The sequence below is a fragment of the Shimia sp. MIT910701 genome, from assembly GCF_047126315.1.
Lineage (GTDB): Bacteria > Pseudomonadota > Alphaproteobacteria > Rhodobacterales > Rhodobacteraceae > Shimia.
Map to the genome: position 1 here is coordinate 1,076,202 of NZ_CP138953.1, position 13,475 is coordinate 1,089,676.

A 13,475-nucleotide genomic window follows, 5' to 3' on the forward strand; every position below is an offset into this window, starting at 1 on the left:
GACCCTATTCCGATGAGCGACCTCCAGCCTATTCGCCGCGCCCTGATTTCCGTGTCTGACAAGACCGGCTTGATCGACCTCGCCAAAGCCCTTTCAGACCGCGGCGTGGAGCTGCTCTCCACCGGCGGGTCCGCCAAAGCGATGCGCGATGCGGGGCTGGATGTGAAAGACGTATCCGAGGTCACCGGCTTCCCGGAGATGATGGACGGCCGCGTGAAGACGCTGCATCCGAAGGTGCACGGCGGCCTGCTGGCGCTGCGTGACAATGACGATCACGTTGCGGCGATGGACGAACACGGCATTGGCGGTATCGACCTGTTGGTGGTGAACCTCTACCCGTTTGAGGCCACTGTGGCAGCGGGTGCGGACTATGACACTTGCATTGAGAACATCGACATTGGTGGCCCGGCGATGATCCGTGCCGCGTCCAAGAACCACGGCTTTGTAAATGTGATTGTGGACGTGGAAGACTACGCGCCGCTTCTGGCCGAACTGGACGCCAACGATGGTCAGACGTCGTATGCGTTCCGCCAGAAGCAGGCGCAGATCGCATATGCGCGCACCGCAGCCTATGACGCGGCTGTGTCCACCTGGATGGCCGAGCAGCTGGCGCTGGAAGCGCCGCGCCGCCGTGCCTTTGCTGGCGAAGTGAAACAGACCCTGCGCTATGGCGAAAACAGCCACCAGAAAGCGGCGTTTTACACCGATGGCTCCGGTCGTCCCGGCGTGGCGACTGCGACCCAGTTGCAGGGCAAAGAGCTGTCTTACAACAACATCAATGACACCGACGCGGCGTTTGAGCTGGTCTCCGAGTTTGATCCGGCGGTGAGCCCTGCTGTGGCGATCATCAAACACGCCAACCCCTGTGGTGTGGCCGTGGGCGCAACTTTGGTTGAGGCTTACCAGAAGGCCTTTGACTGTGACCGCACATCCGCGTTTGGCGGCATTGTGGCGCTGAACCAGCCGCTGGATGCAGAGACCGCAAGCAAGATCGTTGAAATTTTCACCGAGGTGGTGATTGCACCGGGCGCGTCTGAGGAAGCCAAAGAAATCTTCGCGGCGAAGAAAAACCTGCGTCTGCTGCTGACCGATGGTCTGCCGGATCCGCGCGCGCCGATCACCGCCTATAAGCAAGTTGCCGGTGGTGTTCTGGTGCAGGACAAAGACGTGGGCTACGTCAGCAAAGACGATCTGAAGGTGGTGACCAAAGTCGCGCCAACCGACGAACAGCTCGACGATCTGTTCTTTGCTTGGAAGGTGGCGAAGCACGTGAAGTCCAACGCGATTGTTTACGTCAAAGGCGGCGCTACCGTGGGTGTTGGCGCAGGTCAGATGAGCCGTTTGGACAGCGCCAACGTGGCCGCGTCCAAAGCGCAGCGCATGGCGGATGAACTGGGTATGGACGAGAGCCCAGCCAAAGGCTCTGCGGTGGCCTCTGATGCGTTCTTCCCGTTTGCCGACGGTCTGTTGGAAGCGGCTGCGGCGGGTGGCACCTGTGTGATTCAGCCGGGTGGCTCCATGCGCGATGAGGAAGTCATCAAGGCGGCGGATGAGGCCGGTCTGGCGATGGTCTTCACCGGAATGCGTCACTTCCGTCACTAAAAGTGACGTGAAATGCAAACGGCTCGCGGTTGGAAATGCTCTGATTGCGGGTCTCACCCTTGTTGCGCCGCCCAAAAGTGGCGTAGCATGGGCGCTAACAATCAAGGCGCAAGATTCTGGAGACAACACGGAACGGCGCACGAGGCAGACAGGCAGAGAAGGAGACGCGACGTGATGCGTCTTGTGTTTTGGGCAGGCTTTTGGGCCTTCATCACCGATCAGGCGAGCAAGTTTCTTGTGCTCAACTGGCTGAACCTGCGCGAGGTGATGCATATCGAGGTGCTGCCGCCGTTTTTGCAGTTTCATATGGCATGGAATCGCGGCATCAATTTTGGCCTGTTTTCTGACAGCCCAGCGGCCGCCAAATGGGTGCTGATTGCGCTGGCCTTTGTGATTTGCGGCTTTTTGCTGCATTGGGTGCGCAAAGATCCGCCGGGCAAATGGGGCATGATCAGTGCGGGGTTCCTGATTGGCGGCGCGCTCGGAAATGTGATTGACCGGCTGCTTTTTGGCGCTGTGGTTGATTTTCTCAACATGTCGTGCTGTGGCATCAACAATCCTTATGCGTTTAACCTCGCCGACGTTTGGATCTTCGCAGGCGCCATCGGGCTGGTGGTGTTTGGGGGCAAGAAAACTGAGGCGTGACCTTCCTGTCAGGATGCGCTAAAGCTGTGCCCAAGTTTCGTGGAGTGGGGCAAATGAAGCTTTTGCGTCTTTTGATTTTGGGAGTGGCTGCTGTGGGTTTGGCGGCCTGTTCGGGTAAGAACACGCTGCACTCGAATGCACCAAGTGGCGATGGGCCGGATGAATTCACCATCATGCCTGCCAAAGAACTGACCCAGCCGAAAGATTATGCGGCCTTGCCTACGCCCACGCCGGGTGGTGTGAACCGCACCGATCAGGACCCACTGGGCGATGCGGTGGCGGCGCTGGGCGGCTCTGCGGCGGCGCGCAGCCCTTACAACACCGGCATTCCGGCCAGCGACGGCAACCTTGTGAACTACTCGTCCCGTTTGGGGCGTGACGCGAACATTCGCGCGACCGTATTGGCCGAAGATGAAGAGTTCCGGCGCAAACGGGGCCGTGGCACCTGGCTGCGGATCAGCAAGAAGGGCCTCTATGAGGACGTCTACAAACGCCAAGCGCTGGACTACCGTGATGAGTGGTGGAAGTGGAAACGTGCAGGTGCGCGGACCCCTGCGGCACCGGTGCAGTAAGATCGCTGGCACGAATGTGCCTAATATGGCTCACAAATTCGTTTGATCCCTTGCAGCGCCCCCTCGGGGGCGTAACTATTTGTACAAGCCTGTTTTGAGGAGGTTATTGGATGTTGCGACGCTTTGTCTGTGCGCTGGCGACGGGGGCGGCGATGGCGCTGCCCGCGCAAGCGGAAGATCAGGTTACCGATTTTATGCTGGAGAACGGCATGCAGGTGGTGGTGGTCGAGGATCACCGTGCGCCGGTGGTGATGCATATGGTCTGGTACAAGGCGGGATCAGCCGATGAGAAGCCCGGCGTGTCCGGCGTAGCGCATTTTCTGGAGCATCTGCTGTTTAAGGCCACCGACAAGCTCGAATCCGGTGAGTTCTCCGCAACCGTGGCGGCCAACGGCGGGCGGGACAACGCGTTTACCAGCTACGACGTGACCGCCTATCACCAACGGGTGGCGGCGGATCGGCTGGAGCTGATGATGTCGATGGAGAGCGACCGGATGGTGAATATCCGGCTTGGCGAAGAAGAGATCCTGACCGAGCGCGATGTCATCATCGAGGAGCGCAACCAGCGGGTGGAGAACAACCCAGGTGCGCTGTTCCGCGAACAACTCAATGCGGCGCAGTATCTGAACCACCGCTATGGCATCCCGATCATTGGCTGGCGGCATGAGATGGAGGCGCTGGGGCTTGAGGACGCGCTGGACTATTACGGGACATATTACGCGCCCAACAATGCGATCCTGATTGTGGCTGGCGATGTCGAACCCGAAGAGGTCAAGGCGCTGGCGGAGCAATACTACGGCGTGATCCCGGCCAACCCGGACCTGCCAGAGCGTGCCCGGCCGAGTGAGCCACCGCAAACCAGTGCGCGGCGGATGGAGTTTTACGATGCCCGTGTGGCGCAGCCGTATGTGACGCGCTCTTACCTCGCACCAGAGCGCAACCCCGGCGATCAGCGCGGCGCGGCGGCGTTGACCTTGCTGGCGGAGCTTTTGGGTGGGGGGCAGACCTCTGTGCTGAGCCAGAAGCTGCAGTTTGAGGACAAGAACTCGATCTACGCCACCGCTTGGTATCGCGGCACCTCTCTGGATGCGACGACGTTTAACCTGTTGACCGTACCCGCGCCGGGCATCGGGATGCAGGAGGCCGAAGATGCGATGGATGCGGTTGTGGCGGAGTTCATGGAGACCGGTGTGGATGAGGCGCATTTGGAGCGGATCAAGATGCAGCTGCGCGCCAGCCAGATTTATGAGCGCGACAATGTGGACAGCGTGGCCAACCGCTATGGCCGCGGACTGACCTCGGGGCTGACGATTGCAGACATTCAGGCATGGCCGGAGATTTTGCAGTCGATCACGCCCGAAGAAATCATGGCGGCGGCAGAGATGATCTTTGACCGGAAAAAGTCGGTGACCGGCTGGCTGTTGACAGAAGAGGAGGCGGCGCAATGATCCGTGCTTTCATCACATGCGTGACGCTGTTTGTGGCCGTGCCTGCCTGGGCGGAGATCAACATCAAGGAAGTCACCTCCCCCGGCGGCATCAATGCCTGGCTGGTCGAGGAACCGTCGATCCCCTTTGTAGCGCTGGAAATTCGTTTCAAAGGCGGCACCTCGCTCGACGCAGAGGGTGCGCGCGGCGCAACCAACCTGATGGTGGGCCTGTTGGAAGAGGGCACCGGCGACATGGACGCGCAGGCCTTTGCCAAGGCGAGCGAAGAGCTGGCGGCGCAGTTTGGCTATGACAGCCATGCCGATGCGGTGTCGATTTCCGCCCGTGTGCTGACCGAGAACCGCGATGATGCGCTGGCTTTGCTGCGCAAATCCTTGGTGGCGCCGAGCTTCCCGCAGGATGCGCTGGACCGGGTGCGTGAACAGGTGCTGTCTGGCCTACGCTCTGATTTGAAAGACCCGGACAAGATCGCCGGCGCACGCATGGCGGAGATCATCTATGGCGATCACCCCTATGGCAGCGCGGGCCAAGGCACGATTGAAAGCGTGACCCACCTGACGCGCGAGGACATGATTGCCGCGCACAAAGGTGCGATGGCAAAAGACCGGCTGTTTGTTGGCGTGGTGGGCGACATCACCGCCGAAGAGCTGGGGCCGGTGCTGGATGCACTGTTGGGCGACCTGCCAGAGACCGGCGCACCGATGCCGGGCCCGGCGAAAGTGGACATCATGGGCGGCGTCGATGTGGTGGATTTTGATACGCCGCAGTCGGTGGCGATGTTTGCCCAGAACGGCATTGACCGCGATGATGAGGATTTCTTTGCCGCCTATGTGCTCAACACTATCTTGGGCGGCGGCGGCTTTGAAAGCCGTCTGATGGAGGAAGTCCGGGTCAAGCGCGGGCTGTCCTATGGCGTCTACAGCTACATCGTGCTGCGCGATCTGGCGAACGTCTACATGGGCAGCGTGTCCTCCGCCAATGACCGCGTGGCGCAGGCGATTGAGGTCATTCAGGATGAGTGGGCGCTCATGGCCGCCGAAGGCCCGACAGAAGATGAGGTTGCGAAAGCCAAGGCGCTGTTGACCGGAGCTTACCCGCTGCGCTTTGACGGCAACGGCGCGATTGCGACGATCATGGTCTCCATGCAGATGGACAACATGCCCATCGACTACATCACCATCCGCAACGACAAAGTGGATGCGGTCACGGTGGAAGATGTGAAACGCGTGGCCGGAGAGCTTCTGACGCCGGAGAAGCTGCAATTTGTGGTGGTGGGCAAGCCTGAGGGGCTTTGAAGGCTGTCACTGACTAAGTTGTGAGGCGCGGGGGGGGAACCTTCCGCGTTTTTTGTTGGATAGACAAAACAACTATTGGCGAAGTTTGAAATCGCGGATTACCCTTCTGATTATTGAAGGATGAGAATTTGAACATGCCAGGGGAGATTGAAATGGCATTTGATACACACACGATTACCTTGCATGAAGATGATGCTGGCTTTCCGCTCAATGATGATTTCGATTGGTCTCAGCCCCATGTGGAGGCTGTGGTGAAACATGCCTTTGACAACACGGCGGTTGGAGCGCAATCGAACTTTCGTAGTTTTGGTGAGACACAGATTGTTGCGGGCAATGACACTTCGAGAGTTGCCTATGTTGAGACAGACTCCGGCTATTTCGTTGTGAGTGCTGATATGATGTCACATGTCATTGTGACCTATTCCAGATGGGATTGATGCCGCGTAACCAGAGGACGTAAATGTGCTCCAAGGTGCAGTATTATATGCAATAAATCTGGACGGCTTGACCCGGTTTTACACGGGGTTGGGCGGCGAAGTCGTGGAGCAGAGTCCGGGCGAATATGTCGTCATTGGCAAAGGAGATACGACTCTTGCGCTTGTTCAGGCGCCGGATCATATCGCTTCCACCACCGTCATCGAGACACCGCCGGTTGCGCGCTCTGCGACAGCCATCAAGCCCGTTGTTCAAGTAGGATCACTCGACGGTGCGGTTCCAGCGTTGAGGAGCACGGTGGTGGTTTGTTGCCTGAGGCTGGGCGATGGTGTTTTCGTGGGGCGGTTTTGCAGGATGTGATCGACCCGGAAGGCAACGTTGTTCAGCTCAGCCAGCGAGAGAAGGGTTCGGGCGACGGCTGAAGGCATTCGGAAGAGAGTGCCTTCCACGTTTTTTTGTTTAGGAAGGCAGCCGTTGCGCTTATTCATTCAATAGTTTTTCGACCGCTGAAATTGCGGAAAAGGCCGCGCCGTGCACGGTGGATTGTGCATCGCCTCCCAATGCTTCCCCGGCAAAGAAGACCTTTCCGGAAACTGGTGCGAGGATTTCGCTCAGGTCGTAGGGACTTCTATTTTCCATGGAGTAACTGCCCTGAATGTGCTGTTCCGCATTCCAGTTCTGGACTACGGCGCCGGAAAAACTGGCTTTGGCAACGCCTCCGAACATTTCGTTGAGCTCTGAGAGAATGTCGTTCACCAAATCGGCGTTGTTAAGAGCCGAACGGCGTGTCGGTTTCTCCGAGACCGAGAACAGTCCAAGGATGTTTTGGCGCGTTGGTTTGCCAAAGACTGCGTCATAGTAGATTTTTCCGCCCATGTGTCGGCCAGGATGCTGCTGCGCGCACCTTCAAACAGCATGTCTGGATAGAAACGCTCAGAGAACTGCAGGAAGGCCTTAAAGCCAGATCCAAAATCAACGTCCTTTAGAGCTGTTAGATTCGGCGGTGTTAGGTTCTTTGAGAAGGAGATTTGACCGCGTTTTAGGACAGAGATAGGCACAGTGACCAAGATCTTGTCTGTATCAAGTGAGCGACCGTCCTTGAGCCTCAAAGACAGGCGGTTTCCCTGCTCGGCAACATGCGTCACTTGCGCCCCGAAAGAGATATTTTGCGCAACAGTTGGCAACATGAACCTTTCGAAAAATCCGTACCAAGTGGTGTCTAAAAACTTGACCTCTTGATAGAAATTGCGAAGCGCGTTGAACTTATTCAGCCGATTGTTGTGCCAGAATTTGTAGGTTTGAGGACGGTAGTTGATTGTCCGAATGCCCAAGTCTGTTGGTCCCTGTCCTATCATGCGACCAAAGATATTTGGGTCGTCGTGGATCCACTCGGCGCCCAAATCGAGGGGCATATCTCCTAATCCCTTAAACCGCTTGACGCGTCCTCCCCAATTTTTGGACGCTTCCAGGATCTGAACTTCAATTCCGGCTTTGGCCAAGTGGTATCCCGCGGTTAGCCCGGCACTGCCTGCGCCGACAATGGTGACGCTTTGGGGTTTTCGAGCCTGCGCCAAGTGCGGTGCGCATAAAAGTGATGCAATGGACAAACGAGTGAAAGTTCTGCGGTGCATTTTTGGCTCACTTTTCTTTCAGTCAAAGAGGCAGGTGGGATCATCTTGCACAATGTTGCTTGGAAAGAATGCGGCATCAACATGATTAAAAGCATAGAGATCACGTCATTTCCCAAGGTGAGAAGTTCTTACTGAAGCCGCTTCAGTTTTCCCCCAATAACCGCCTAATCCGGCCTTCCCAGTCGTCCTGCGCCCGGCCGGATTTGCCCATGGCTTGAAAGCCGAAGTAGAGGTGCAGGATCATCTCGGCCAGATCGGCGCGGTGGGTGGGGGACAGGCCGACGCCCCGCACGTCCAGTACGCCGAGAATCCCCTGTTTCAGGCGGTCCGCCATTTCCTGGGTTTTTTGCGCAACCTTGGGGTTGTCCGGCGCGACCTCGACCATGGCGTTGCAGATAAAACAGCCGATGCCGGCTTTGTCCGTGGGGGCAAACATCGGCATCAAACAGGTGGTGGCGTCAGCGGCATCGCAGGCCTTTAGCGCGGCCACATTGGTGGTGACGACCAGATTGTCATAGCGCTCCAGTGTCTTGAAATAGACCGCTTCCTTGTCGGCAAAAGCCTTATAAAAACTCCCCCGCGTGAGCCCCATGGCGGTGAGCAGATCGGGCAGGTTGGTGGCCTTATAGCCTTGGCGCCAGAAGATCTGCATGGCGCCGTCTATCGCTTTGTCGATGTCAAATTCTCTGGGGCGGGCCACTAGATTCCTACCTCACGCAATGCTCACGGTCAGTTGATTTGTACCATTTGGTTCCGAATTGTAAATAGTCAATAGGAACTGATTGGTTCCAAACTCAGATCATTCAACAAAGGGACCTCCCCCAATGAACGTTTTTAAATCTCTGATCACTGGTGCCGCGCTGTCCGTGGCTGTGGCCACCTCCGCTTTTGCCGCTGGCGTTGAACTCAACGCGTCTTCCACGGATCTTGCGATGCAGGGCTATGACCCGGTGGCGTATTTCACCGATGGCGCGCCGACCAAAGGCGACTACCGCATCACGTCGAGCTACAACGATGCCAACTACTGGTTCTCCAGCGAAGAGCACAAAGCGGCGTTTGACGCGGACCCAGAGGCCTACCTGCCGCAGTATGGCGGTTACTGCGCCTTTGGCGCAGCGATGGGCTTCAAGTTTGATGGCGACCCGGAGCACTGGAAGATTGTGGACGGCGAACTGTTCCTGAACCTGTCCAAAGATGTTCAGGCGCGTTGGGCCGAGGACATTCCGGGTTTCATCGAAAAAGCCGACACCAACTGGACCACCATCGCAGACAAAGATCCGGCCAGCCTGCAATAAGCAGTAAGCCACCACTCCCTTGGCCGTTGGCCCTCACCGCGCAATCGGTGGGGGCTTTTTGTGATCCGAGCAATGATTGACGCCGGGTGCGGCTTTGTCTAAGAGGCAGATAACCGTTGGGGTGTTCTGCATGGCAGGGCTGAGAATCGCAAATGCGTAAACCCATCGAACCTGATCCGGGCAATACCGGCGGAGGGAACGGTGTCAAAGACGATGACGTTTTGCCTGCGCGGAATCCCGTTTCGAACTGGGAGGCGTCACGTATGGCCCATATCGCTTTGACAATTGCAGGCTCCGACAGCGGGGGCGGCGCGGGTATTCAGGCGGATTTGAAGGCGTTTAGCGCACTGGGCACCTTTGGCACCAGCGTGATCACCGCTGTGACCGCACAGAACACACAGGCCGTGACCGCGGTGCACCCGATCCCGCTGGACGTGGTGCGCGCACAGATCGACGCGGTGCTGTCTGACATGGACGTTGGCGCGATCAAGATTGGGATGCTGGCCACGCCGGAGATCATCCACACGGTGGCCGATGCAATTGAGGACTTCACCGGTCCGGTGGTGCTCGACACGGTGATGGTGGCGAAATCCGGCGACAGCCTGTTGGCTGAGGAGGCAGTGATGACCTTGCGCGATGTGCTGGTGCCACGGGCCACGGTGATTACACCCAACCTGCCCGAGGCGGCGGCGTTGCTGAAAGAAGAGTTCGCCACTAGCGAAGAGCAGGTTGTGGCGCAGGGGCAGGCCTTGTGTGCGGTGGGCGCACAGGCGGTGCTGATGAAGGGTGGTCATGCGGATGGGGACATCTGCCACGATTACCTGATGACCTATGAGGGCACGCAGCTGGAGCTGACCGCGCCGCGCAAGCAGACCAAAAACACCCATGGCACCGGTTGTACGTTGTCCTCATCGATTGCGGCGGGTTTGGCCAAAGGTCTGGCGCTGCCCATCGCGGTGAAAGAGGCGCATGAGTACCTGCAAGGCGCGATTGCGGCGGCTGATGATTTGAAGGTCGGGCATGGCCACGGGCCCTTGCACCATTTCCACCGGGTTTGGGGCGCGTGACGCTTTATTCCGTCATAGGCGCTGGCGTTGCCGGGCTGGCCGTGGCCACGGAGCTTGCGGAGCGTGGCGCCGAGGTGCAGGTGTTTGACCCTGCTGGCCCACCTGGCCCACACGGCTGTAGCTGGTGGGCGGGTGGCATGTTGGCGCCGTGGTGTGAATATGAAAATGCCGAGGAGCCTGTGCTGCGGCATGGGCAAGAGGCCATCGGCTGGTGGTCGGCGCATACCAAAGTAACCAAGGCGGGCACACTGGTGGTCGCCAACAAACGTGACCTGCCAGACATGCGCCGGTTTGCTCGGCGCACCGAAGGGTTCACTGAGGTGGGGCGTGGAAAAGTTGCTGAGCTGGAGCCGGATTTGCACGGTTTTGGGCAGGGGCTGTTCTTTGAAGACGAAGCCCACCTTGATCCGCGTAGGGCCTTGCAAGACCTGTATCGCGGCTTGGCGGACAAGGGCGCGACGGTGCACGCGAAGATCGCGCCAACCAACCTTGAAAACGCGATTGACTGTCGGGGCCTGTCGGCGCGCGAATACCTTTATGACCTGCGCGGCGTGAAGGGCGAGATGTTGATCATCCGTGCACCGGATGTGGAGATCACCCGCCCTGTGCGTTTGCTGCATCCGCGCATCCCGCTCTACATCGTGCCGCGTGGGGATGGCGTCTACATGCTGGGCGCGACCTCAATTGAGAGCGAAGACAGCAGCCGCATCACCGCGCGCTCGATGCTGGAACTGCTCAGTGCGGCCTATGCGCTCAACCCGGCTTTTGGCGAGGCAGAAGTGCTGGAAATCGGCGTCGATCTGCGCCCGGCGTTCCCGGACAACCTGCCGCGCATCCGGCGGCTGGGTCGGACAATTTACGCCAACGGCTTGTACCGCCATGGTTACTTGCTGGCCCCTGCACTGGCCAAAGGGGTCGCCGATCTGGCGCTTCACAACATTCATTCGGAGATGGTCGATGAAGATCGTGCTTAACGGAGAGGCCCGCGACGTGGCGGCCACGGATTTGGCTGGGCTTTTGGCTGAGTGTGGCTTTTCCGGCCGCGTGGCGACATCACTCAACGAAGAGTTTGTGCCCGCCGGATTACGCGCGGCGCAGACATTGGCGGATGGCGACCGCGTCGAAGTGGTCGCACCGATGCAGGGGGGCTGAGCGATGGGCAAGACGTTTTACGGTGTAGAACTGCCAAACCCGCTGATGCTGGGCACGGCGCAATATCCCAGCCCGGCGATTTTGGAAGAGGCGTTTCGGGCCTCTGGAGCTGGCGTTGCAACGGTGTCGTTACGGCGTGAAGGCGCTGGCGGCGCGGGGCAAACCTTCTGGCAAATGATTGCGGATCTGGACGTGCTGGTGCTGCCCAACACGGCGGGCTGTCACACGGTGAAAGAGGCGGTGACCACGGCGCATATGGCGCGAGAGGTGTTTGACACCAAGTGGATCAAGCTGGAGCTGATCGGCCACACCGACAGCCTGCAGCCGGATGTGTTCCAACTTGTGGAAGCCGCACGAATTCTGTCCGAGGACGGGTTTGAGGTGTTTCCCTACACCACCGAAGACCTGATCGTGGGCGAGCGCCTGCTAGAAGCAGGCTGTGAGGTGTTGATGCCTTGGGGCGCGCCGATCGGATCCGGTCGTGGATTAAACAACACCTATGCGCTGCGGGCGATGCGGGCGGAGTTCCCCGACGTGCCTTTGGTGGTGGACGCAGGCATTGGCTTGCCGAGCCATGCGGCGGCGGCGATGGAGCTTGGTTTTGACGCTGTGCTTTTGAACACCGCTGTGGCGCGCGCCGGTGATCCGGTGGCGATGGCCAAGGCGATGATGGCCGCCGTGGAAGCAGGCCGGATGGGCTTTGAGGCCGATCCAATTGAGGCACGCGATATGGCGGAAGCCTCCACCCCTGTTATTGGAAAGGCGTTCCTGTCATGAGCCTGCATAAGTTTTATCCGATTTTTGACGATGTCAGTTGGCTCAAGCGCATGCTGCCGCTTGGCATCAAACTGGTGCAACTGCGCATCAAGGATGCCAGTGACGACCATGTGCGGGCGCAGATTGTCGAAGGTCAGGCGCTGTGTCGCGAACACGGCTGCGTGCTGGTGATCAATGATTACTGGCAGGCGGCGATTGATCTGGGCTGCGACTGGATTCACCTCGGTCAGGAAGATTTGGACGAAGCCGATCTGAAAGCGATCCGCGCAGCGGGCCTCAAGATGGGCGTGTCGACCCACGATGATGACGAGTTGGAACGCGTGCTGGCCTTCGCGCCGGATTATGTCGCGCTGGGGCCGGTTTACCCAACCATCCTGAAAAAGATGAAATGGCATCAGCAGGGCCTGCCGCGTGTGACCGAGTGGAAAGCGCGTGTGGGCGCGGTGCCGTTGGTGGGCATTGGTGGCATGTCAGTGGAACGCGCGCCGGGTGTGTTTGAGGCCGGGGCGGATATAGTCTCTGCGGTCACCGACATCACACTGAACCACGATCCAGAAGGCCGCGTGCGCCAGTGGCTGGAGGTCTGCAAGTGAGCCGCTATGCGCGCCAAATGATATTGCCCGAGGTGGGTGCAGATGGGCAGGTGGCGCTGACCACGGCCCATGTGTTGGTCATTGGCGCGGGCGGTCTGGCGGCAAGTGCGCTGCCTTTGCTGGCAGGGGCTGGCGTGGGGCGCATCACGATTGTTGATGGCGACACGGTGGAACTGTCCAACCTGCATCGTCAGACGATGTTTACCGAAGGCGATCAGGGGAAGCCTAAGGCGGAAGTGGCCGCTGCACGCTGTCAGGCGATCAATGGCGAGATCACTGTTGAGGCTGAGGTGGCCAAGATGACCCCGGCCAATGCGCCAACGCTGCTCAACGGTGTCACTTTGGTGATGGATTGCGCCGACAGCTACGCGGTGAGCTACACGTTGAGCGATCTGTGTTTGGCAGAGAACATCCCGCTGATCACAGGCTCGGCGTTGGCTCTGTCGGGCTATGCGGCGGGTGTTTGCGGCGGCGCGCCGTCATTGCGCGCGTTGTTCCCGGAGGCCCCGGAAAGCGGGGCAAGCTGTGCAACCGCAGGCGTGATGGGGCCGGTGGTGGCCTTGATTGGCGCGATGCAGACGCAGATGGCGCTGGCCGTCTTGATGGGGCATCAACCGAGCCCGTTGGGGCAAATGGTGCAGTTTGACGCGCGTTCCATGCGCAGCGCGCCGTTTCGGTTTGATATCGCGCCGGAGCCGGAGGTGGCCTTTGAGTTTGTGGTGCCGGAGATGCTCAGCGAGGCTGACACAATTGTCGAGCTGCGCGGGCCTGAGGAAGCGCCAGAGCCGGCACATCCGGACGCGATCCGCCTTTTGCCGGATCAGTTGAAAGAGAACCTGCCAATCGCCGAGGGGCGGCTGGCTTTGTGCTGTGCAACGGGGCTGCGGTCCTGGCGTGCGGCGGAATTCACCCAAGAGATTTGGCCCGGCGAGATTGTTCTTGTCGCGGCATCTGCTTCTTAGA

The 13,475-nt window shown here is 59.1% G+C and carries 17 protein-coding genes and 1 riboswitch; of the genes, 13 read left to right on the forward strand and 4 right to left on the reverse strand.

Annotated elements, in window-relative coordinates:
- Window positions 1–12 precede the first annotated feature (12 nt).
- The 6 genes from purH (at window position 13) to SIB38_RS05105 (ending at window position 5,999) form a co-directional block, all read left to right on the forward strand.
- Window positions 13–1,602 carry a bifunctional phosphoribosylaminoimidazolecarboxamide formyltransferase/IMP cyclohydrolase gene (purH, locus tag SIB38_RS05080; RefSeq protein ID WP_294115866.1) on the forward strand — a complete coding sequence of 530 codons (1,590 nt, stop codon included), beginning with the start codon at window positions 13–15 and terminating at the stop codon, window positions 1,600–1,602.
- Window positions 1,603–1,776: 174 nt separating this feature from the next.
- The gene (gene lspA / locus SIB38_RS05085) at window positions 1,777–2,247 is read left to right on the forward strand and encodes a signal peptidase II (RefSeq protein ID WP_294115868.1); all 471 of its coding nucleotides are present in this window, start codon (window positions 1,777–1,779) and stop codon (window positions 2,245–2,247) included.
- Between the two features lie 53 nt (window positions 2,248–2,300).
- Complete coding sequence (locus tag SIB38_RS05090) at window positions 2,301–2,819, forward strand: DUF3035 domain-containing protein (RefSeq protein ID WP_294115870.1); 519 nt, start codon at window positions 2,301–2,303, stop codon at window positions 2,817–2,819.
- A gap of 110 nt (window positions 2,820–2,929) precedes the next feature.
- Window positions 2,930–4,267, forward strand: a complete 1,338-nt coding sequence (locus SIB38_RS05095) for a M16 family metallopeptidase (protein ID WP_294115873.1) — start codon at window positions 2,930–2,932, stop codon at window positions 4,265–4,267.
- Window positions 4,264–5,562 (forward strand): M16 family metallopeptidase, encoded by a 1,299-nt coding sequence (locus SIB38_RS05100; RefSeq protein ID WP_412551548.1) that lies wholly within the window; start codon window positions 4,264–4,266, stop codon window positions 5,560–5,562. Before SIB38_RS05095 ends, SIB38_RS05100 begins: the two co-directional genes overlap by 4 nt.
- A gap of 152 nt (window positions 5,563–5,714) precedes the next feature.
- Window positions 5,715–5,999, forward strand: a complete 285-nt coding sequence (locus SIB38_RS05105) for a hypothetical protein (RefSeq protein ID WP_294115878.1) — start codon at window positions 5,715–5,717, stop codon at window positions 5,997–5,999.
- A 249-nt stretch (window positions 6,000–6,248) separates the two neighbouring features.
- Here the strand turns inward: SIB38_RS05105 and SIB38_RS05110 are convergent, their stop codons facing one another.
- From SIB38_RS05110 to SIB38_RS05125, 4 genes are all read right to left on the reverse strand, one after another.
- Window positions 6,249–6,485, reverse strand: coding sequence for a hypothetical protein (locus SIB38_RS05110; protein ID WP_294115880.1), 237 nt, complete (start codon window positions 6,483–6,485; stop codon window positions 6,249–6,251).
- Window positions 6,478–6,753 carry an FAD-dependent oxidoreductase gene (locus SIB38_RS05115; RefSeq protein ID WP_412551549.1) on the reverse strand — a complete coding sequence of 92 codons (276 nt, stop codon included), beginning with the start codon at window positions 6,751–6,753 and terminating at the stop codon, window positions 6,478–6,480. Before SIB38_RS05115 ends, SIB38_RS05110 begins: the two co-directional genes overlap by 8 nt.
- Complete coding sequence (locus SIB38_RS05120; RefSeq protein WP_412551550.1) at window positions 6,750–7,628, reverse strand: flavin monoamine oxidase family protein; 879 nt, start codon at window positions 7,626–7,628, stop codon at window positions 6,750–6,752. The genes SIB38_RS05115 and SIB38_RS05120 overlap by 4 nt, the downstream gene beginning before the upstream one ends.
- Before the next feature lie 142 nt (window positions 7,629–7,770).
- On the reverse strand, window positions 7,771–8,328 hold the full coding sequence (locus SIB38_RS05125) for a TetR/AcrR family transcriptional regulator (protein ID WP_412551551.1): 558 nt from the start codon (window positions 8,326–8,328) through the stop codon (window positions 7,771–7,773).
- A gap of 124 nt (window positions 8,329–8,452) precedes the next feature.
- Between SIB38_RS05125 and SIB38_RS05130 the strand changes: the two genes are divergently transcribed.
- The 7 genes from SIB38_RS05130 (at window position 8,453) to SIB38_RS05160 (ending at window position 13,474) form a co-directional block, all read left to right on the forward strand.
- The gene (locus SIB38_RS05130) at window positions 8,453–8,923 is read left to right on the forward strand and encodes a YHS domain-containing (seleno)protein (protein WP_412551552.1); all 471 of its coding nucleotides are present in this window, start codon (window positions 8,453–8,455) and stop codon (window positions 8,921–8,923) included.
- Between the two features lie 107 nt (window positions 8,924–9,030).
- Window positions 9,031–9,138: riboswitch (TPP riboswitch) on the forward strand.
- Between the two features lie 48 nt (window positions 9,139–9,186).
- Window positions 9,187–9,990, forward strand: coding sequence for a bifunctional hydroxymethylpyrimidine kinase/phosphomethylpyrimidine kinase (thiD, locus tag SIB38_RS05135; RefSeq protein ID WP_294115887.1), 804 nt, complete (start codon window positions 9,187–9,189; stop codon window positions 9,988–9,990).
- Complete coding sequence (locus tag SIB38_RS05140) at window positions 9,987–10,964, forward strand: FAD-dependent oxidoreductase (protein WP_294115889.1); 978 nt, start codon at window positions 9,987–9,989, stop codon at window positions 10,962–10,964. Before thiD ends, SIB38_RS05140 begins: the two co-directional genes overlap by 4 nt.
- On the forward strand, window positions 10,948–11,142 hold the full coding sequence (thiS, locus tag SIB38_RS05145; RefSeq protein ID WP_294115891.1) for a sulfur carrier protein ThiS: 195 nt from the start codon (window positions 10,948–10,950) through the stop codon (window positions 11,140–11,142). The genes SIB38_RS05140 and thiS overlap by 17 nt, the downstream gene beginning before the upstream one ends.
- A gap of 3 nt (window positions 11,143–11,145) precedes the next feature.
- Window positions 11,146–11,919 (forward strand): thiazole synthase, encoded by a 774-nt coding sequence (locus SIB38_RS05150; protein WP_294115893.1) that lies wholly within the window; start codon window positions 11,146–11,148, stop codon window positions 11,917–11,919.
- Window positions 11,916–12,512, forward strand: coding sequence for a thiamine phosphate synthase (locus SIB38_RS05155; protein ID WP_294115895.1), 597 nt, complete (start codon window positions 11,916–11,918; stop codon window positions 12,510–12,512). Before SIB38_RS05150 ends, SIB38_RS05155 begins: the two co-directional genes overlap by 4 nt.
- Entirely contained in the window at window positions 12,509–13,474 is a 966-nt protein-coding gene (locus tag SIB38_RS05160) for a HesA/MoeB/ThiF family protein (protein WP_294115897.1), read from the forward strand. Before SIB38_RS05155 ends, SIB38_RS05160 begins: the two co-directional genes overlap by 4 nt.
- Window position 13,475 lies beyond the last annotated feature (1 nt).

Excerpts from the sequence above, each read along its gene's own strand:
- purH (WP_294115866.1), top strand. The coding sequence starts at position 13 with ATGAGCGACCTCCAGCCTATTCGCCGCGCCCTGATTTCCGTGTCTGAC.
- lspA (WP_294115868.1), top strand. The coding sequence starts at position 1,777 with ATGCGTCTTGTGTTTTGGGCAGGCTTTTGGGCCTTCATCACCGATCAG.
- SIB38_RS05090 (WP_294115870.1), top strand. The coding sequence starts at position 2,301 with ATGAAGCTTTTGCGTCTTTTGATTTTGGGAGTGGCTGCTGTGGGTTTG.
- SIB38_RS05095 (WP_294115873.1), top strand. The coding sequence starts at position 2,930 with ATGTTGCGACGCTTTGTCTGTGCGCTGGCGACGGGGGCGGCGATGGCG.
- SIB38_RS05100 (WP_412551548.1), top strand. The coding sequence starts at position 4,264 with ATGATCCGTGCTTTCATCACATGCGTGACGCTGTTTGTGGCCGTGCCT.
- SIB38_RS05105 (WP_294115878.1), top strand. The coding sequence starts at position 5,715 with ATGGCATTTGATACACACACGATTACCTTGCATGAAGATGATGCTGGC.
- SIB38_RS05110 (WP_294115880.1), bottom strand. The coding sequence starts at position 6,485 with ATGAATAAGCGCAACGGCTGCCTTCCTAAACAAAAAAACGTGGAAGGC.
- SIB38_RS05120 (WP_412551550.1), bottom strand. The coding sequence starts at position 7,628 with ATGCACCGCAGAACTTTCACTCGTTTGTCCATTGCATCACTTTTATGC.
- SIB38_RS05130 (WP_412551552.1), top strand. The coding sequence starts at position 8,453 with ATGAACGTTTTTAAATCTCTGATCACTGGTGCCGCGCTGTCCGTGGCT.
- thiD (WP_294115887.1), top strand. The coding sequence starts at position 9,187 with ATGGCCCATATCGCTTTGACAATTGCAGGCTCCGACAGCGGGGGCGGC.
- thiS (WP_294115891.1), top strand. The coding sequence starts at position 10,948 with ATGAAGATCGTGCTTAACGGAGAGGCCCGCGACGTGGCGGCCACGGAT.
- SIB38_RS05150 (WP_294115893.1), top strand. The coding sequence starts at position 11,146 with ATGGGCAAGACGTTTTACGGTGTAGAACTGCCAAACCCGCTGATGCTG.
- SIB38_RS05155 (WP_294115895.1), top strand. The coding sequence starts at position 11,916 with ATGAGCCTGCATAAGTTTTATCCGATTTTTGACGATGTCAGTTGGCTC.